The sequence below is a fragment of the Pseudomonas sp. S4_EA_1b genome (assembly GCF_016307435.1).
Taxonomy (GTDB): Bacteria; Pseudomonadota; Gammaproteobacteria; order Pseudomonadales; family Pseudomonadaceae; genus Aquipseudomonas; species Aquipseudomonas rhodesiae.
The window spans coordinates 39,797-57,951 of sequence record NZ_JAEILC010000001.1; the positions used below are offsets into that span (position 1 = coordinate 39,797).

14 protein-coding genes are annotated in these 18,155 nt (G+C 59.9%); 5 read left to right on the plus strand and 9 right to left on the minus strand.

Annotation, left to right across the window (positions count from 1 at the left end; translation table 11 throughout):
- Positions 1–87 precede the first annotated feature (87 nt).
- The gene (gene mltF, locus YA0848_RS00165) at positions 88–1,548 is read left to right on the plus strand and encodes a membrane-bound lytic murein transglycosylase MltF (protein WP_034100367.1); all 1,461 of its coding nucleotides are present in this window, start codon (positions 88–90) and stop codon (positions 1,546–1,548) included.
- Between the two features lie 39 nt (positions 1,549–1,587).
- On the opposite strand, the gene YA0848_RS00170 is transcribed toward mltF, so the two are convergent.
- The 5 genes from YA0848_RS00170 to treP all read right to left on the minus strand — a co-directional run bounded on the left by YA0848_RS00170 (position 1,588) and on the right by treP (position 8,963).
- Positions 1,588–1,866 (minus strand): PTS transporter subunit EIIB, encoded by a 279-nt coding sequence (locus YA0848_RS00170; RefSeq protein ID WP_034100369.1) that lies wholly within the window; start codon positions 1,864–1,866, stop codon positions 1,588–1,590.
- A 2-nt stretch (positions 1,867–1,868) separates the two neighbouring features.
- Entirely contained in the window at positions 1,869–4,385 is a 2,517-nt protein-coding gene (gene ptsP, locus YA0848_RS00175; RefSeq protein ID WP_169903818.1) for a phosphoenolpyruvate--protein phosphotransferase, read from the minus strand.
- 60 nt (positions 4,386–4,445) lie between these two features.
- The gene (locus YA0848_RS00180; protein ID WP_034139202.1) at positions 4,446–5,666 is read right to left on the minus strand and encodes a maltoporin; all 1,221 of its coding nucleotides are present in this window, start codon (positions 5,664–5,666) and stop codon (positions 4,446–4,448) included.
- 72 nt (positions 5,667–5,738) lie between these two features.
- Entirely contained in the window at positions 5,739–7,385 is a 1,647-nt protein-coding gene (gene treC / locus YA0848_RS00185; protein ID WP_169903817.1) for an alpha,alpha-phosphotrehalase, read from the minus strand.
- A 135-nt stretch (positions 7,386–7,520) separates the two neighbouring features.
- A complete protein-coding gene (gene treP, locus YA0848_RS00190) occupies positions 7,521–8,963 on the minus strand; it encodes a PTS system trehalose-specific EIIBC component (RefSeq protein WP_034115023.1) in 1,443 nt (480 codons plus the stop codon).
- 244 nt (positions 8,964–9,207) lie between these two features.
- Here treP and treR point away from each other — a divergent pair, with 244 nt between their 5' ends.
- The 3 genes from treR (at position 9,208) to YA0848_RS00205 (ending at position 13,446) form a co-directional block, all read left to right on the plus strand.
- Entirely contained in the window at positions 9,208–9,912 is a 705-nt protein-coding gene (gene treR / locus YA0848_RS00195) for a trehalose operon repressor (protein WP_034100378.1), read from the plus strand.
- Between the two features lie 115 nt (positions 9,913–10,027).
- Positions 10,028–10,924: an alpha/beta hydrolase gene (locus tag YA0848_RS00200; protein WP_232925010.1), complete on the plus strand. Its 897-nt coding sequence runs from the start codon at positions 10,028–10,030 to the stop codon at positions 10,922–10,924.
- Between the two features lie 212 nt (positions 10,925–11,136).
- Positions 11,137–13,446 carry an autotransporter family protein gene (locus YA0848_RS00205; RefSeq protein ID WP_034100379.1) on the plus strand — a complete coding sequence of 770 codons (2,310 nt, stop codon included), beginning with the start codon at positions 11,137–11,139 and terminating at the stop codon, positions 13,444–13,446.
- Between the two features lie 226 nt (positions 13,447–13,672).
- Here YA0848_RS00205 and YA0848_RS00210 read toward each other — a convergent pair whose 3' ends face one another.
- The 3 genes from YA0848_RS00210 to YA0848_RS00220 are packed head-to-tail and all read right to left on the minus strand — an operon-like array spanning position 13,673 to position 15,302.
- A complete protein-coding gene (locus tag YA0848_RS00210) occupies positions 13,673–14,401 on the minus strand; it encodes an MBL fold metallo-hydrolase (RefSeq protein ID WP_232925007.1) in 729 nt (242 codons plus the stop codon).
- 21 nt (positions 14,402–14,422) lie between these two features.
- Positions 14,423–14,749 carry a hypothetical protein gene (locus tag YA0848_RS00215; protein ID WP_034100383.1) on the minus strand — a complete coding sequence of 109 codons (327 nt, stop codon included), beginning with the start codon at positions 14,747–14,749 and terminating at the stop codon, positions 14,423–14,425.
- Positions 14,742–15,302, minus strand: coding sequence for a sugar ABC transporter (locus YA0848_RS00220; RefSeq protein WP_169903815.1), 561 nt, complete (start codon positions 15,300–15,302; stop codon positions 14,742–14,744). Before YA0848_RS00220 ends, YA0848_RS00215 begins: the two co-directional genes overlap by 8 nt.
- Before the next feature lie 158 nt (positions 15,303–15,460).
- On the opposite strand from YA0848_RS00220, the gene YA0848_RS00225 reads away from it, so the two are divergent.
- Positions 15,461–16,387: a LysR substrate-binding domain-containing protein gene (locus tag YA0848_RS00225; RefSeq protein ID WP_034100387.1), complete on the plus strand. Its 927-nt coding sequence runs from the start codon at positions 15,461–15,463 to the stop codon at positions 16,385–16,387.
- Positions 16,388–16,577: 190 nt separating this feature from the next.
- Here the strand turns inward: YA0848_RS00225 and guaA are convergent, their stop codons facing one another.
- Entirely contained in the window at positions 16,578–18,155 is a 1,578-nt protein-coding gene (gene guaA, locus YA0848_RS00230; RefSeq protein ID WP_034100389.1) for a glutamine-hydrolyzing GMP synthase, read from the minus strand.

The window sequence follows — 18,155 nt, forward strand, 5'->3', positions numbered from 1 at the left end:
GGCTGCAGCACAGTTTTGGCGGCGCTAGCAGACAAGTCCTGCGCTGTCGAGATATGGCGCCGTGGGCCGTTTGCGTATACTGCGCAGATGTTCTCCCCAACTGCTTTGCGCCCGCGATGCGCCAGATGGCTCATCGCAACCGGACTCTTCCTGATGCTCAGCGCCTGTGTTGATAAACCCAGCACGCTCGAGCGAATCAAGGAGGATGGCGTATTGCGGGTGGTTACTCGAAACAGTCCAGCCACTTATTTCCAGGACCGCAACGGTGAAACCGGTTTCGAGTACGAACTGGTCAAGCGTTTTGCCGATGACCTTGGGGTGAAGCTGGAAATCGAGACCGCCGACAACCTTGACGACCTGTTCGGCCAGTTGGGCAAACCCAACGGCCCGGTGCTCGCCGCCGCCGGCCTGGTGAGCAGCGAACAGCGTCAGCAACAGGTGCGTTTCTCCCATCCTTATTTGGAAGTCACTCCGCAGATCATCTACCGCAACGGCCAATCGCGGCCGACCAACGCGGCGGATCTGGTGGGCAAGAAGATCATGGTGCTCAAGGGCAGCACCCACGCCGAACAACTGGCCGAGCTGAAAAAGCAAAATCCTGCCATCGAATACGAAGAATCCGACGCGGTCGAGGTGGTCGATTTGCTGCGCATGGTGGACGAGGGCCAAATCGACCTGACCCTGGTGGACTCCAACGAAGTGGCGATGAATCAGGTGTACTTTCCCAATGTGCGCGTGGCCTTCGACTTGGGCAATGCCAGCAACCAGAGCTGGGCCGTGGCCGCCGGGGATGACAACAGCCTGCTCAACGAGGTCAACAGTTACCTCGACAAGGTGCAGAAGAACGGCACCCTGCAACGGCTAAAAGACCGCTATTACGGGCATGTCGACGTACTGGGTTACGTCGGCGCCTATACCTTCGCCCAGCATTTGCAGCAACGCCTGCCCAAATATGAAAAGCACTTCCGGGCATATGCCAAGGCAGAAAAGGTCGATTGGCGCCTGCTGGCGGCCATCGGTTACCAGGAATCACTGTGGCAGCCGGCCGTCACCTCCAAGACCGGCGTGCGCGGCCTGATGATGCTGACCCAGAACACCGCCCAGGCCATGGGCGTGTCCAACCGCCTGGATGCCCGGCAAAGCATCATGGGCGGCGCCAAGTATCTGGCGAAGATCAAGGACGAACTGGACGACAAGATCGCCGAACCGGACCGCACCTGGTTCGCCCTCGCCGCCTACAACGTGGGCACCGGCCATCTGGAAGACGCTCGCACGTTGGCCAAGCGCGAAGGCCTGAACCCGAACAAATGGCTGGACGTAAAGAAAATGCTACCGCGCCTGTCGCAGAAGCAGTGGTATAGCAAGACCCGCTACGGTTACGCGCGGGGCGGCGAACCGGTGCACTTTGTGGCGAACATCCGGCGCTACTACGACATTCTCACCTGGGTGACCCAGCCGCAGCTGGAAGGCAACCAGGTGGTCGAAGGCAACCTGCATGTGCCGGGTATCGACAAGACCAAGCCGCCGGAAGACACCCCGCCACTCTGAGCGCAATATTTCAGACACCGCCAATTGGCTTTACTTGGCTCAAAGGCCGGTGAGCAGATGGACTACGCCGCCCGGTAACACCATCACGCCAGCAATACCCGACGCCCTTAACCCCGCCTCATCCAGCCGCCCCGCATCCTCCAATTGCACCCGCACCCGCGTCAGTGCCACGCGCTGTTGCGACTTGAGGTTATCCGCCCCGCCCAACGCACTCAGCACCTCGGCCGACAACTCATTCTGCGTTGGCGCGGCTACGGTTTCCGCCACCAGATCCGGAGTAAGGGCCTTCCAGAACGCCCGCTGCAATTTCTCGAACATGCTCAAAGCTCCACGACAGGTGAGGTTTCAACGGTGGCCGCCTGGTACATGCGCAATGCCTCGCGCACTTGGGCGGCTTCTTCCAGGCCCAGGACCTGACGGGCGATGATCTGGCAGTCAGCCAGGTCCAGTTCGCGCACCGTGGCCTTGATAGTGGGGATCAACGGGACGCTGACCGACAGCTCATCCACCCCCAACCCGATCAACACCGGCACCGCCAGCGCTTCGGACGCCAGCGCACCGCACACGCCCACCCACTTGCCGTGGGCATGGGCAGCCTTGACCGTTGTGTCGATCAGCCGCAATACCGCCGGGTGGAAGCTGTCGGCCTGACTGGCCAGGCGCGGATGGTCACGGTCCATGGCCAGGGTGTATTGGGTCAGGTCATTGGTGCCGATGGAGAAAAAGTCCACATGGGGAGCGAAGACGTCCGCCATCAATGCAGCGGACGGCACTTCGATCATGATGCCCAGTTTCGGTAGCGTCGCGAGCCCGAGCGCCGATGCTTCTTCTTGAAGAATCCGCCGAGCCAGGTGCAACTCAGAGAGCAGGCTGACCATCGGCAGCATGATATGCAGCCGCGCGAAACCAGCGCTGGCGAGGATCGCGCGGAACTGTTCGCGCAACAATTGCGGCCGCTCCAGGCATAGGCGAATGCCGCGCAGACCGAGGAATGGGTTGTTCTCGGCCTCCATCGGCACATAGGCCAAAGGTTTGTCACCGCCGACATCCAGGGTGCGCACCACCAGGTTGCGCTCGGTGCCCAAGGCACGGGCGATGGCGGTGTAGGTGGCGGCTTGTTCGTCGGGGCTGGGGGCGCGGTTGCGGTCCAGGTAGAGAAATTCCGAACGCAGCAGGCCGACGCCTTCGCCGCCCAGGCCCAGGGACTGCTCCACTTCCGGCAACGAAGCAACGTTGGCGGTGACTTCGACATGATGCCCATCGCGGGTGATTGCAGGAACACTGGCCTGCGCCATGTCCCGCTGATGACGCAGCAGCTGTTGCGCGCGTGCCGTTTCCAACTGCTCGATTTGCGCCAGGTCCGGGTCCAACTGCAACGTTCCCTGATCGGCGTCCAACAAGACATACCGAGCATTGGCCAGCGCCAGCACTTCAGGCGACACGCCGCAAATCGCCGGCAGGCCAAGGGCCCGGGCGAGGATGGCGACATGGCTGGTGGCGCCACCGCCGACCGTGACAAAGCCCAGCACCTTGCGCGTGTCCAGGCTGGCGGTTTGCGAAGGGGTGAGTTGCTCGGCGATCAGGATCGCGCGCTCGGGCAAGTCCCAGGCGCTGTCTTGAATGCCGAGGATCAGTTTCAACACACGCTGGCCGACATCCGCCAGGTCCGCGGCCCGCTCGGCGATCAGCGCATTGCCTAAGCCCTGGAAGAGTTCCACGGTGGCGGCGGTGGCGCGGTTCCAGGCAAAGGCTGCGCTCTTGCCCTCGGCCAATAATCCGTGGGCTTGTTCCAGTAATGTCGGGTCTTCAAGCAGTTCCTGATGGGCACGAAAGATCTCCGCCTGGGCACTGCCGACGGCATCGTCCTGCAAGGCTTGAAGCGCTTGGGTCGCGGCCGCCAGACCACGGGCCAACGCTGCCTGCTCAACGGCCTGCCCGGCGCCCTGCTCAGTGATGTTCAACACAGGCTCGGCCACTTGAAACACTTGGCCGAACGCCGCCCCCGGCGATGCACACACGCCCCTTAGTAGCGTGGCCGGCAACACCGGTTGCTCCGGTGCTGTCGGTGTCGTAACGGCCTCGCCACAGCCTTGCGTCAACAACGCAACCAACGCCGCGATCGCGGCCTCGGCGTCTTCCCCCGCCGCACTCACTTGCACGCTGTCGCCCTGCACGGTTTGCAGGGCCATGATCGCCACCAGCGATTTGGCATTGGCGCTCTGGGTTTGCTTGTGCAGGTAGATGCTTGCGCTAAACGCTTTCGCGGCCTGGGCCAATACAGCCGCCGGGCGGGCGTGCAGGCCGTTGGCATTCGGCAAGGTCAGCGGCTTGGAGAACAGGGCGTCGCCCTCCTCCTCATCGGCCTCTTCTATCCGATTGCCAGGGGCTACCTGCAACACGGGCTGGCCCAGTTCCACCAGGCCGCTTGCCAGAGGCGTGAAGGGCTCGCCGCTGACCACCAGCATCAGGGTCAGCACACTGCGTGCGTTGAGCGCCACATAGTCGGCATCGAATTCGATCAGGGCTTGCCCCGCCTCCACCCGCTGGCCTTCCTCGACCAGACGGGTAAAGCCCTTGCCGGCCAGGCTTACAGTGTCCAAGCCGATATGCATCAGCACCTGCACGCCGTTGTCATCGGTGATGCTGACCGCATGCCCAGTGTCCTGGATATTGCTGATCACCCCGGCCAGCGGCGCGCAGAGGGTCTGCGATGTTGGGTCGATGCACAGGCCGTCGCCGATCATGCGGCTGGCGAATACCGGGTCGGGCACCTTGTCCAGCGCCAGCAGTACACCCGACAAGGGCGCCCGCAATTCCAGGGGTTGCGTTGTGATCATGACTTCACCTGCTGTTTTGTTCTGTAAAAATCACGGGTAGATGCGAATGCCAGGGGTGACTTATTTCCACCAGTATTCAACCTGCACGCCCACGTTCGACCCATGCCGCGCCGTGCCATAGGAACCGGTGTCGGACAACGCCGAGCCCGCCGCCAGTTCATTCGCCGCACGCTTGGCCGCTTCGTTCCAGGTCGCATAGGTGTAGTACAAGCGCACTTCCGGTCGCGCCCAGAAATCCGGGCCTTTGGGCGACCAAGTCGGGGCGAAGGTGAATTTGCTCAGTTTGCGCGTACCGCCGGTGGCGTCGACTTGATCGTGCCCCAGTTCGGTGACCAGTTTGAATTGTTCGCTGAGCGCATACGCAGGTCGTACGCCGATGGACATCCAGGTCTGATCCTGGCTGCCGGGCCGAATGTCCTTCTGGTACACCGCCTCGATCTGTCCACCGAAACGCGGGGTCACCTGCCAGTCGAAAAACTCCACGGCGCGATAACTTTTGCTGCTGTTGTCCAGGAAGGTATTGCCGGTGTAGCCCAGGCCGGTGCCGGGGCCTTCGCCGTACTGCAGGGCGAATTTGTTCTTGCCGCCCAGGAAGGGTTTTTGCACATGCTGCGCGGTCAGCGCCCAACCGCTGTGGGTATCGCGCCCACCGGCCTTTTCGATATAGCTCAAGCCCAGCTCCAGCTCGCCGCCGGGGTTGGTCTTGAAGCCCGCGACGTTGAAATCGTGACGGGTGGCGTATTCCTTCTGGTACAGGTTGTCCTTGCGGGAAATCGCATAGCTGTACTTGAGGTCGCCGATCAGCACGTCCTCGATACCGCCGCCCGTGGCGCTCTGGTTCCAGTAGTAGAAGTCGGAAATATGGATGTCGTTACGTTTGTAGTAACGCCGACCGGCCCACAGCGAACCGCCGTTGAGGGCAGGCAGGTTCGACCATTGCGCATACATCTGCGGCATGCGCGCCGAGCCGTTGTCTTCGCCTTGGAATTTAAGGGCGCGGTCGTACTTGTTGTAGAGCGAGGCCATCGCATCGACGCTGAGTACCGAGCCATCGTCGAAGGTCAACAGGTCCTGACGCAGTTCCAGTTCGGCGTACTGCTCGCATTCGTTGCCCAGGCGGTATTTGGTTTGCGCCCCCGGCAACTGGAAACACTGCTGTGGGCCACTGCCCGTGGAAGTCCCCGCGCCACTGCGCAGGTAACCGGCGAATTCCAGGGCCTGGGCGCCGAATGGCAGACTCAGGCAGGAGGCAACGAGGCCGAGCTTTACGGTGGTTTTCATGAAGCACTCCAATATTTTTATTATGTTTTTTTGCAGCGCCCCTGCACTCCCATACAGGGGTTACAGCGGGTCTCAGTCCTTCAAATGCAGCACAAAAGATTCGTACGGACGCAACACCACCGTGGTGGTGCGTTGCGGGCAGTCGGGGTAGTTGCTGATCAGCAGGCGTTGCTCGGTCGCCGCACCAATCACCTGGTCAGGCAGTTGGATCTCACAGGGCTGGCCGTAGAAGTTGTTCAGCACCAGCAGGCGCTCGCCGAGGCCTTCGCGCAGGTAGGCCCATACCTGCAAATGGTCTTGCAGCAGTGGCCGGTAAACGCCCTCTTGGATCAGCGGTTCGTGACGACGCAAGGCGATCAGCGCGCGGTAGTGGTGCAGCACGGAGTCGGGATCGTCGAGTTGGTGTTCGACATTGATGTGCGCCGCACTGGCCGGGATGCCGATCCACGGCTCGCCGCTGCTGAAACCCGCATTTGGCTGCGCGTTCCATTGCATGGGCGTACGGCCGTTGTCGCGGGACTTCTGAATGATCGCGGCCATGCTCGCCGCTTCGGATTCGCCCGCATCGCGCTTGAGGCGGAAGATGTTCAGGGTCTCCACATCGCGGTACTGCTCGATCCTGTCGAAGCCCGGATTGGGCATGCCCAGTTCTTCGCCCTGGTACACAAACGGCGTGCCTTGGAGAAAGTGCAGCGCAGTGGCGAGCATCTTGGCCGAGACCACGCGGTACTCGCCGTCATCACCGAAGCGCGAGACCACTCGCGGCTGGTCGTGGTTACACCAGAACAGCGCGTTCCAGCCGCCGCCGGCCTGCATGCCCAGTTGCCAGTCGGAAAGGATCTGCTTGAGTTGCAGGAAGTCGAAGTCGGCCTTCACCCACTTTTGCAGGTTCGGGTAATCCACTTTCAAATGGTGAAAGTTGAAGGTCATCGAAAGCTCTTTCGACTCGGGCCGAGAGTAGCGGATGCAATGTTCCAGGCTGGTGGACGACATTTCGCCGACATTGATCAAGTCATGTCCCTCGAAGACTTCGCGGTGCATTTCCTGCAGGTAGGCGTGCACGTTCGGGCCATCGGTGTAGAAACGGCGGCCGTCGCTGCTGTCTTCAGGGAAATCGGCGGGTTTGGAGATCAGGTTGATCACATCCAGGCGGAAACCGCCCACACCTTTGTCACGCCAGAAACGCATGAGCTTGAACACTTCGGCGCGCACCTTGGGGTTGTCCCAATTGAGATCGGCCTGGGTGTGATCGAACAGATGCAGGAAATACTGGCCGGTTTGCGCCTCGTACTCCCAGGCCGAGCCGCCAAACTTGGATTCCCAGTTGTTCGGCTGGTCGCGCCAGATATAGAAATCGCGGTAGGGGTTGTCGAGGCTGCTGCGTGCCTGCTGGAACCATTCATGCTCGATGGAGGTGTGGTTGACCACAATGTCGAGCATCAGCTTGATGCCGCGCTTGGCCGCTTCGGCGATCAGCAGGTCGCAGTCGGCCATGGTCCCGTAGCTGGGGTCGATGGCGTAGTAGTCGCTGATGTCGTAGCCGTTGTCCCGTTGCGGCGAACGCAGGAACGGCGTGATCCACAAACAATCCACGCCTAGCCATTGGAGGTAGTCGAGCTTGTCCACGATGCCCAGCAGATCACCGGTGGCGTTACCCGCGTGACTGTGGAAGCTTTTGGGGTAGATCTGGTAGATCACCGAGTGTTGCCAGTCTTGCATGGTGGGTTCCTTTAGTAGGGTTTTGTGCTGGCCTCTCGGGCCTCATCGCGAGCAAATCGAACCGTCGCGCCGCCCTCCCACAGGGTGTAAGCATTCCAACTGTGGGAAGGGGGCTTGCCCCCCGATAGCGATAGTTCAGGCGACGCGATAACCCGGCCGAACAATCTTCATGCTCAACGCACAGGTCAAAACAAACGGCACGACCATCGCGATGCCCATCCCGATCACAAACATCGCGATGGATTGCGGCACGATCGAAATAAACCCAGGCAAGCCGCCCACCCCGATGGCCGAGGCCTGCACCTTGTTCAGCGACAGGAAAATGCTGCCCAGGGCCGACCCCACCAACGCCGCATAAAACGGAAACTTGAAGCGCAGGTTCACCCCGAACATCGCCGGTTCCGTGATGCCGAAATACGCGGAAATCGCCGAGGTGGAGGCCATGCTTTTGTCCCGCGCATTGCGGGTGGTGTAGAACACGGCGAGTGCGGCACTGCCCTGGGCCAGGTTGGACATCACGATCATCGGCCAGATAAAGGTGCCGCCCTGGGTGGAGATCAGTTGCAGGTCCACGGCCAGGAACATGTGGTGCATGCCGGTGATCACCAGCGGCGCATACAGCAGGCCGAAAATCGCCCCACCGACCATCGGCGCCAGGTCGAACAGGGTGACCACGCCTTCAGTGATCAGGATGCCGAGGTGACGGGTCACCGGGCCGATGATCGCCAGGGCCAGCACGCCGGTGACCACAATGGTGGTGATGGGCACTACCAGCAATTGAATCGAATTGGGCACCCGTGCCCGCAGCCACTTCTCGATCACGCTCATCACATAGGCGGCCATCAGGATCGGCAGGATCTGCCCCTGGTAGCCGACTTTTTCGATCCTGAACCAGCCGAAAATGTCGAAGTACGGCAGGCTCTGGCCATCCAGACCGGCGACGGCCTTGCCGTAGTTCCAGGCGTTGAGCAGGTCCGGATGCACCAGCATCAAGCCGAGTACGATGCCGAGGATTTCACTGCCGCCGAAACGCTTGGCCGCCGACCAACCCACCAGCGCCGGGAGGAACACGAACGAGGTATTGGCCATCAGGTTGATCAGGCTCCACAGGCCATCCAGGTTCGGATAGGCCTCCAGCAGCGTCTTGCCCTCGATGAACATGCCCTTGGCGCCCATCAGGTTGTTGATGCCCATAAGCAGGCCGGCAATGATCAGCGCGGGCAGGATCGGCATAAACACATCGGAGAACACGCGGACCAGGCGCTGCATGGGGTTGGTCTTGTCGCCGCCGGCTTTCTTGACGTCGGCGATGGTCGAGGCGGCAAGGCCGGTTTGCTCGCGCAGGGCGGCGTAGACCTTTTCCACTTCGCCGGGACCGATCACCACCTGAAACAGGCCGCCGGTAAAGAACGAACCCTTGACCAGATCGACCTGGTTCAGCGCGCTGCCATTGACCCGGCTGGGGTCCTTGAGCGCCAGGCGCAGGCGAGTCACGCAGTGTGCGGCTTGCTCCAGGTTGTCGCTGCCTCCGAGGTGCTCGAGGATCTCGCGGGCGATATTCGAATAGTCGTGGCTCATGCTTGGTTTCCACTTTGGTTTTTTTATTTGGGGCAGTCATTGGCAGCACGCCGAAAGCAAAAGTACTCGTACAGACGAGTTAAAGCAACAACTCGTCTGTACGAGTTTGAAATTGTTTTTTCCTGATTTTCTGTAGGAATCTGCTGAGCCCCATGGAAGCCGCAGCAACCAAGGGCTCAATGGACAAACCCTATCGGTAGCACTAAGGTTCGAGCCTGAATAAGCCGGGCACAGAGCCATCCCCATGAGCAAATACAACCAGATCTATAGCGATCTGCTTGCCAGCATCACCACTGAACGCCTGCAACGTGGTACGCGCCTCCCCTCCGAAACCGAATTGATGGACAGCTACCAGGCCAGCCGAGGCACCGTGCGCCGCGCCATCGAACAATTGCAGGAGCGTGGGTTTGCGCAAAAGATCCACGGCAAGGGCACGTTTGTGTTGTCGCCCAACCCGATCGAGTTTCAGCTGGGCGGCATCGTCAGCTTCCACGAAACCCACGCCGACCTCGGCGATGACGTCCTGACCGAAGTGGTCGAATTCACCCAGATCCCGCTGGAGGGTTCGCTGCTGCAACACATCGAAGCCGAACCCGGCACGCTGATCACCCGCATCAAACGGGTACGACACATCGATGGCAAACGCGTGATCCTCGACATCAACCACTTCGTCGCCGACCTGATCCCAGGCTTGGACCGCACCATTGCCGAGCAGTCGATCTACGCGTTCATCGAACAGACGTTGCAGCTGCAAATCAGCTACGCCCAACGCACCATCAAAGCCCTGCCACGCAGCAAAGACGACCAGGCCCACCTGGACCTCGACGGCCAGAGCCATGTGATCGTGGTGAGCAACCAGACATTCTTCCAGGATGGAAGGCAGTTCGAGTACACCGAGTCGCGGCATACGCTGGATAAGTTTTATTTTTCGGATATTGCGCGGCGGTGAGCCGAGTCAGGAAAAAGCAATGGCGTTAAGTCATCTGCTGCGAACTCCCCCTATGTTGAGTAGAGACTTTTCCTGCCGTCGACCATTGGCCGGCGTCTGTAAAGCCTGGTTGGTGATGCTCAGCGCGCTTCTCATCGCCTGCCAGACGCCGCGTGAGGCGCTGCAACAACTAGCTCAAGAGCATGGCCGACACTGGGAGGTCTTGCCGGGACATGCGTTCCCCCTCTTCATCCTTGCACCGCGAACTGCCGAAAAAATGACTCGCCTGCGTGTCTATTTGGAAGGCGATGGGCATTCCTGGGCCACGGCCACACAACCCAGCCTGGACCCAAGCCCGCATAATCTCTTGGTGCCACGGTTGGCGGTCGACGATCCGGCGCCGAACGTTTACTTGGCACGCCCCTGCCAGTTCGTGATGGCCGCAACCTGTCAAACCTCACTCTGGACCGATCGACGATTTTCTCAGGCAGTGGTCGACCGTCTCAGCCAGGCCATGGACCAACTGAAACAGCGATATGGCAATCGTGAGTTCGAACTGGTGGGGTATTCAGGAGGCGCCGCTCTGGCATTATTGCTGGCGGCGCAGCGCAATGATGTGACCCAAGTGCAAACCCTTGCCGGCAATCTCAGCCCACGTCTGTGGGCGGCGATGAAAGGGTTGTCCCCGCTCGACGGTTCACTGGAACCGCTGGACTACCGTGATCGACTCGCCTTAATACCCCAGCGCCATTTCATCGCAGAAGCTGACTCAATCGTTCCGAGTCATTTAGCCGATCAGTACCAACAGGCACTTGGCTCGCCCCTCTCCCAATGCGTGCATGTACCAGGGGCAAGTCATGACGAGGGGTGGGAAGCGGCATGGAGCCGATGGGCTAAAACTCCGTTGGCGCATCAGCGTCTTGAGACTGAGAGTAGGCAGATCCCTTTGAAACAACCCACTACCTCCCCCATCAGGCTCCGCGCGGCCCGTGACAACGCCAATGACCCTGAAGTTCCAGCTATTGCTGATTAATTCCGTAAAGTTAAAAAAAATAACTGAAACGTCGCATTTTTTAGCTTTTTTCCCGGCCTTAGTCATTTTCTTGATGAATTGTCCTACACGCATCGTGTAAATTCGGCCGCGCTTGAATCAGCACTCACTGACAAGCTGGCAGGGATGCCTAAAAGACGGACGCTGACGCGCGCGTTATTCCCTGTCAGTTTCCGCCCTGTAAGGATACTGCCTTGAACATTTCCCACCTGCGCCGCTCGTTGTTGGCGCTGTCCGTTGCGGCTGCCACTGCCACTGCCACGGTCCATGCCGCACCCGCACCCGACTTCAACTATGACCTGAGCAACGGGGCCTACAACAGCGACGGCGATGTTTTCAATAACGCCACCCTGACCGGGACCTCGCAAAACGCAGGTGTCGGCCTGCTCAACGTGACCCTGGCGGGCAATCTGATCAATCAGGGCAACATCAACCTGACGACCACCAGCCCCAGCGACGTCCCGTCCGGCATCGCCGTACTCCTTAATTCCAACATCGCGGGCGACCTGGTCAATAACGGCGACATTACGGTGAGCGGCAACGGCGCGATGGGGCTGGACCTGTATCAGGCGAATATCGCGGGCAACGTAAACAACAACGGCAAGATCAGTGTGACTGGCCAAAACGCCAACGGCATGATGATCACCTCGACTCAGGCGCGCATCAATAACTCGGGCACGATCACCGCTCGCGGCCTCGATTCAGCGGGCATCGAGATCGAGAACGCGCGCTTCACCGGGCAGATGACAGGCGCGCCCTTCACAAGCGATATCAACAACAGCGGGACTATCTCCGGCGAAGGCATGGGTATCCACTTCGTCAACCTCGACACCTCCGGCGGCTTCGACACCCTCTCCATCAGGCAGACAGGTGGCCTGATCGAAGGCGGCATTGCGGCAATTCTGGTGAACGACAACGCCTCACCCTCGTATTTCTACTGGCAAGGTGGTCAGGTCAAGGGTGACCTGCTGGGCCTCAGTGGCGTGCTGGTGCAAGGCGAGGCGATGTTCGATGGCTCGACCATCCGCGCCGGTTTCGTCGATATCGACGGTGGCCGCCTGACGCTGCTTCGCCCGCAGACCACCATCGTCGGCGACCTCGACATGGACAGCGACACTGCGCGCCTGCGTCTGCTGCTTGATAACGACACGCTGCCCAACGCGCCGATCCTGAAAGTCACCGGCAATACCTTCTTCTCTGCAGGCAGCCAGATCGAATTGCAGGCCCGCTCCGATGACTTCCGCACCTCGGCCGCGGGCAACCGCTACACCCTTATCAATTCCGGTACGTGGGAAGACCCGGAGAACCTGTCCGTGGTTTCCTCCTCGGCCCTGCTTGAAGTGAAGAACTTCGGCATTGAAGGCCAGGACGTGAAAGCACTGGTTGCCACCCGCAATGATGAAGTCGTCACACAAGACCTGCTGGGTGCCCACGGCTCGCGTAATGCGGTGAATGCCATCAAGCCGTTCAAGAACACGGTGATGGGCCAACTGGACGAAAGCGACCCGGTATTCCAAAGCTTCGCCAACGCCGCCACCGCCGAAGAGCTGGCCAAACTGGCCGAAACCCTGACCCCAGATGTCAGCCGTGGGGCGATCAACGCTGCCACCAACAGCCAGACCTTGGTCGCAAGCGCCATCAACCGTCGTGCCAGCAAAGCGCGCAGCGGTTTGTCCTCCGGTGACGTGCTGGCAGAACAAGGCGTATGGCTGCAAGCGCTGTCCAGCGATGCCGACCAAGACAGTCGCCACGGTGTCGCAGGCTACGACGCCAACACCAACGGCATCGCCGTGGGCGCCGACGGCAAGGTCAACGCCGAGACCACCGTGGGCCTGGCTTACAGCTACCTGACCAGCGACGTCAAATCCGACCTGGGCAACAAAACCGATGTCAGCGGCCACGCATTGACCCTGTACGGCAACTGGGCCCGTGACAACTTCTTTGTCGACACCTCGCTGATGTATGGCTGGAACGACAACGAATCCAAACGCTACATCGCCGGCACCCGTGCCAAGGCCGACTACGACAGTGAGATCTTTGGCGTCAACGCACTGGCCGGCTACACGTTCCAGCTCAACAAGCAGTGGCTGCTGGAACCTCAAGTCGGTGCGCGCTATGCAAATGTGTCGATGGATTCGTACCACGAGAAAGGCAGCTCAGCCGCCCTCAACGTCGGCAGCCAGCGCTATGAAATCGGCGAAATGGGCCTGGGCGCTCGCCTGGCGGCCGCTTTTGACCTAGGTGCAGGCAGCCTGGAACCGGAAGCCAAGCTGATGGCCTGGCACGACTTCATCGGCGACAAGGCCGGCACCACCTCCACCTTCGTACTCGGCGGCACCCCATTCACCACCACCGGCGCCACACCAGCGCGCGACAGCTACGAGCTGGGCCTGGGTGCAAACTACCGAGTGGGCGCTTGGAGCGTCGGAGGGACATACAACTACCTGACCAGCAGTGGTTTCGACGCCGACACTTTCAGTGCGAACGTGCGTTACGACTTCTGATAAACCCCTTCGCTAGAAACAACAAAACCCGCCAATGCGGGTTTTGTTGTTTCAGGCTGGTGGTTTGCGGCGGGTGGGCGCCGTAGCCGACGCATCGTAGGCATCGCCAACAGCTGCTAAGTTTCGTAGGAAATTTTGTAGGTCTTGCCTAGCCGTTCGACACGTGCAAACCCGAGTTCGCCAAGGTGCATACCCGCGATAAGAATCTTATCCGAGCTAACAACACTCAATAGTTTGGATCGTGTTTCGGCGCTAAGAAGCGGATCTTGGTCGAATGCAATGGATACATCGGGACGAGCAATCTGAATTTGGGGAAATGAACGATATCCCCCCAAACCAGCAGACTACGACCATTGGAATCGAGACGATAACCGCAATGTCCTGCGGTATGCCCCAGAAGAGGCATCGCACTGATGCCAGGCAGAACTTCGTTATCAGTAAACGTGCGCGTCTTCTCCCGATACTGATCGAACACCTTGCGAGCAAACAGAAAGTTGCCACGAGCCCGCTCACTCGATCGGCTGAGGTTGCCATCATCCTTCCAAAAAGAAACCTCGCGCTGGTGGACGACTAACTCTGCATCGGGAAAGGCTGCTTCCCATGAAGAGTCAAGCAGGCCCCCAACATGGTCGGGATGAGCATGGGTCAGAAGAATGGTGTCAATGTCAGCGGGTTGCACCCCAGCAAGCGCGAGATTCGCCTTTAACTTTCCGCCCCACTGCTTGAAACCACCAGCCCCCGCATCGATGAGGATCGTGCGGCCCCTTCCACGCACCAGGTAACAGTTGATGTGAATCGAGGATGGGTCGCTCACACCTGCGTCCTGCTGCAACTTGTAAGCCTGCGTAGGATTAATGTTGGAGAGAAGATCCAGACTTGCGCAAAGGTATCCATCACTGATGGCCGTAATCGAAAAGTCGCCGATCTGCTGGCCCGGAAATTTCATGTCGTTCATTGCGGCACTCCTTGCGAATCATCAGTTCCGCGCGTAGAGGGTATCGGCTGGATAGCCGAAGCAACGGATGTGTGCCGTGAGCCCGGCATGGCGTTTTATTGCCTCATCCAGTCGCGCCATGAAATCGTCCATGACCGATGGCGTTCTGAACGGTTCGAGGCGGTACTTGATTTGCGCGTAAGCAGGATGCCCACGCCCCTGGCGAGCAGCGACATAGATGACATGCACGTTGTCCAGCGCAGCCTGGAGGACGTCCGTGCAAAGCCGGGTGCATCGTTCGGTGAGTTCCGCCAGATTCGCTTCGGGCGGCATCTTTTGCGCCTGGATAAAGATCGTCAGGTTAGGCATATCGATTCTGCCCCTGCGTCTGGGGCGCTGCTCCATTACCACTGGTCAATTGCGCAGCCATCGGGGCATAGAGGTGTACGTTCTTCGGAAGGGGATCTGCACCAAGACTAATGGCGCTATCCAGCTTCGCCAGCCACCTGTTCTCAGGACACTTCTCCAATGCGACCGCCCACATCTGCTCAGGCGTGAGCCCCATCTTGATGAGCGGCTCGGGACCGACTGCGCTCACGATCAGATACTCGCCTTCACCGATGGCAGGCGCGCGCTCAAGGCCGCCGTAAAGATTGCGGTGCCAATCGGTAATGTGCTGCTGCCAGCGTGCGAAGTTGCCCCCGCCCTTCTGGCGATACTCATCACTTTCAAGCACAGCCAGACCGTCGATCGAGTGCATGGCCAGGTACACAGGGCAACCAGCGCTAATCGCTTTGAAGCGTTGCGAAGTATGGAACCCACTCACGGAAATAAGCGCGGGTAGCTTTTCCAGGCTATAGAAATCATTCCACTGTGCTTCGCTGACTGGGTCGGCAAAGCTGCACTCGACGGTATAGATCATGGATAGCTCGCTACCGGCCTTTTCGTAGGTCCGGCCCTCCTTGTTGATGTCTAGTCATGCTATGACCTTGATCACGGCGTATAAAACGATTATTCGGTATGCTTCAGTGACGAAAGATCAAGCTAAGCTGGATCGCCATCATCAGAACGGGAACGCTCATGCGAAGGAAGATCCCCAGCAGCACGGCACTGACAGCATTTGAAGCCGCCGCCCGCCACGGCAGTTTCGCGCGCGCGGCAGAGGAACTGTCTTTGACTGAAGGAGCTATCAGTCGCCAGATCGGCCGGTTGGAAGCCTTCCTCGGGGTCACGCTGTTTGAGCGGGTCGGCAATCGTGTCCGACTCCTTCCTAACGGAGAGCGTTACGCGGCCCAGGTTCGCGAATCACTTGACCGCTTGGATCGGGACAGTCAGTACTTGATGGGGCAGCCGAACGATGGCGCAAGCCTGGACATTGCCACTATCCCGACGTTCGCGATGCGATGGCTCATCCCTCGCTTGGGACGCTTCCAGCAGAAGCATCCGAACATTACTGTGCATTTGGCCGAGCGCATGGAGCCCTTGGTCCTGGCCGGCAGCGGATTCGATGCTGCCATCCATTTCGAACACCCGGCGTGGACGGGCATGCAAACTCACCAACTTTTGCATGAAGTGCTGGTTCCGGTTTGCCATCCTGGACTTCTGACAGGACGCAATCGAACAACCGCATTGGACGAATTACCGCGCCTTCACCGACGACAGAACCCTGACGCTTGGCAACACTACTCCCAAGAGGTGGGAAGCCCGCTGACCAATCCTGCAATTGGCGCACGCTTTGATCTCCATGGAATGTTGATAGAAGCCGCATTGGCCGGCCTCGGCGTTGCGCTAGTACCGCGCCTGTACGTTGAGACCGAACTGGCGTCAGGAAGCCTGATCGCCCCGTGGCCGGACGGAAAAACCATCTCTAAAACCTTCTGCCTCATCCTCCCTGAGCCCATCGAATTGGGTAGAGAGCCAATACAAGCTTTTGCTCAATGGCTGCTCGACGAAGCAAAGAAGGGAACAGAACTTGCCCGCGGCGATCATCTTCTTCGCCTCCCCTAGACGCTCACACGCTTGAGCCAGGGTGATCCCGCCTAAGCCGTAACGACCGGAGCTGACGTCACACAAACACGCTGCCTGGCGATGCACAAAGCTGCCAGAATTTGCCAGCCCCAAAAAGCCAAAAGCCCGCAATTACGCGGGCTCCAGGGCATTTTTTGCTAGTGGGTGCCGGACAATGCCGGACGTCCAATCATTCCCACTCAATCGTCGCCGGCGGCTTGCTCGACACGTCATACGTCACGCGCGAGATGCCTTCGATCTCATTGATGATACGGCCGCTGACGGTTTCCAGCAGTTCGTACGGCAGGTGTGCCCAGCGGGCGGTCATGAAGTCGATGGTTTCCACTGCACGCAGGGCCACGACCCAGGCGTAACGACGGCCATCGCCGACAACGCCAACCGACTTGACCGGCTGGAACACCACGAACGCCTGGCTGACTTTGTGGTACCAGTCGGCCTTGCGCAGTTCTTCGATGAAGATATGGTCGGCGCGACGCAGCAGGTCGGCGTATTCCTTCTTCACTTCACCAAGGATGCGCACACCCAGGCCAGGGCCTGGGAAGGGGTGACGGTAGACCATGTCGTACGGCAGGCCCAGTTCCAGGCCCAGGCGACGGACTTCGTCCTTGAACAGTTCGCGCAGCGGTTCGACCAGCTTGAGGTTCATTTCCTCAGGCAGGCCACCCACGTTGTGGTGGGACTTGATCACGTGGGCCTTGCCGCTCTTGGCGCCGGCCGACTCGATCACGTCGGGGTAAATGGTGCCCTGGGCGAGGTACTTGATGTTGTCCAGTTTGCTGGACTGGGCATCGAACACGTCGATGAAGGTGCGACCGATGATCTTGCGCTTCTTCTCCGGGTCGGACTCGCCGGCCAGGTTATTCAGGAACTGCTCTTCGGCGTTGGCGCGGATCACTTTGACGCCCATGTTCTCGGCGAACATGGCCATCACTTGCTCGCCTTCGTGCAGGCGCAGCAGGCCGTTGTCGACGAACACGCAGGTCAGTTGGTCGCCGATGGCCTTGTGCAGCAGCGCAGCAACCACGGAGGAGTCAACGCCGCCCGACAGACCAAGCAGCACGTTGTCGGTACCGACCTGGGCGCGTACTTGGGCGATGGCGTCTTCAGCGATTTTCGACGGGGTCCACAGGGCTTCACACTCGCAGATATCGAGGATGAAGCGCGACAGAATGCGCCCGCCTTGCTTGGTGTGGGTCACTTCCGGGTGGAACTGCACGCCGTAGTAGCGACGCTCGTCACTGAACATGCCGGCGATCGGGCAGCTCGGGGTGCTGGCCAGGATGTGGAAGTCTTCCGGCATCTTGGTGACCTTGTCACCATGGCTCATCCATACGTCGAGGCCGAACAGGCCGTCGGCGTCGACGTGATCTTCGATGCCGTCCAGCAGGCGGCTCTTGCCGACCACGTCCACACGGGCATAACCGAACTCACGCAACTCGGAACCTTCGACCTTGCCGCCCAGTTGCTCAGCCATGGTCTGCATGCCGTAGCAAATACCGAAGACCGGCACGCCCAGGTCGAACACGGCTTGTGGGCAGCGCGGGCTGTTGGCTTCGTGCACGGACTCGGGGCCGCCGGCGAGGATGACGCCTTTAGGGGCGAATTCGCGGATCGCTTCGTCGTCCATGTCGAACGGATGCAGTTCGCAATACACGCCGATTTCACGCACGCGGCGGGCGATCAGTTGGGTGTACTGGGAACCGAAGTCGAGGATCAGGATGCGGTGGGCGTGAATGTCGAGGGCCAT

Coding starts and splice junctions, on each gene's coding strand:
- guaA (WP_034100389.1), bottom strand. CDS start 18,155: ATGGCCCTCGACATTCACGCCCACCGCATCCTGATCCTCGACTTCGGT.
- treC (WP_169903817.1), bottom strand. CDS start 7,385: ATGCAAGACTGGCAACACTCGGTGATCTACCAGATCTACCCCAAAAGC.
- YA0848_RS00220 (WP_169903815.1), bottom strand. CDS start 15,302: ATGATCTATACCGTCGAGTGCAGCTTTGCCGACCCAGTCAGCGAAGCA.
- YA0848_RS00210 (WP_232925007.1), bottom strand. CDS start 14,401: ATGAACGACATGAAATTTCCGGGCCAGCAGATCGGCGACTTTTCGATT.
- ptsP (WP_169903818.1), bottom strand. CDS start 4,385: ATGATCACAACGCAACCCCTGGAATTGCGGGCGCCCTTGTCGGGTGTA.
- treP (WP_034115023.1), bottom strand. CDS start 8,963: ATGAGCCACGACTATTCGAATATCGCCCGCGAGATCCTCGAGCACCTC.
- YA0848_RS00170 (WP_034100369.1), bottom strand. CDS start 1,866: ATGTTCGAGAAATTGCAGCGGGCGTTCTGGAAGGCCCTTACTCCGGAT.
- treR (WP_034100378.1), top strand. CDS start 9,208: ATGAGCAAATACAACCAGATCTATAGCGATCTGCTTGCCAGCATCACC.
- YA0848_RS00180 (WP_034139202.1), bottom strand. CDS start 5,666: ATGAAAACCACCGTAAAGCTCGGCCTCGTTGCCTCCTGCCTGAGTCTG.
- YA0848_RS00225 (WP_034100387.1), top strand. CDS start 15,461: ATGCGAAGGAAGATCCCCAGCAGCACGGCACTGACAGCATTTGAAGCC.
- YA0848_RS00215 (WP_034100383.1), bottom strand. CDS start 14,749: ATGCCTAACCTGACGATCTTTATCCAGGCGCAAAAGATGCCGCCCGAA.
- mltF (WP_034100367.1), top strand. CDS start 88: ATGTTCTCCCCAACTGCTTTGCGCCCGCGATGCGCCAGATGGCTCATC.
- YA0848_RS00200 (WP_232925010.1), top strand. CDS start 10,028: ATGCTCAGCGCGCTTCTCATCGCCTGCCAGACGCCGCGTGAGGCGCTG.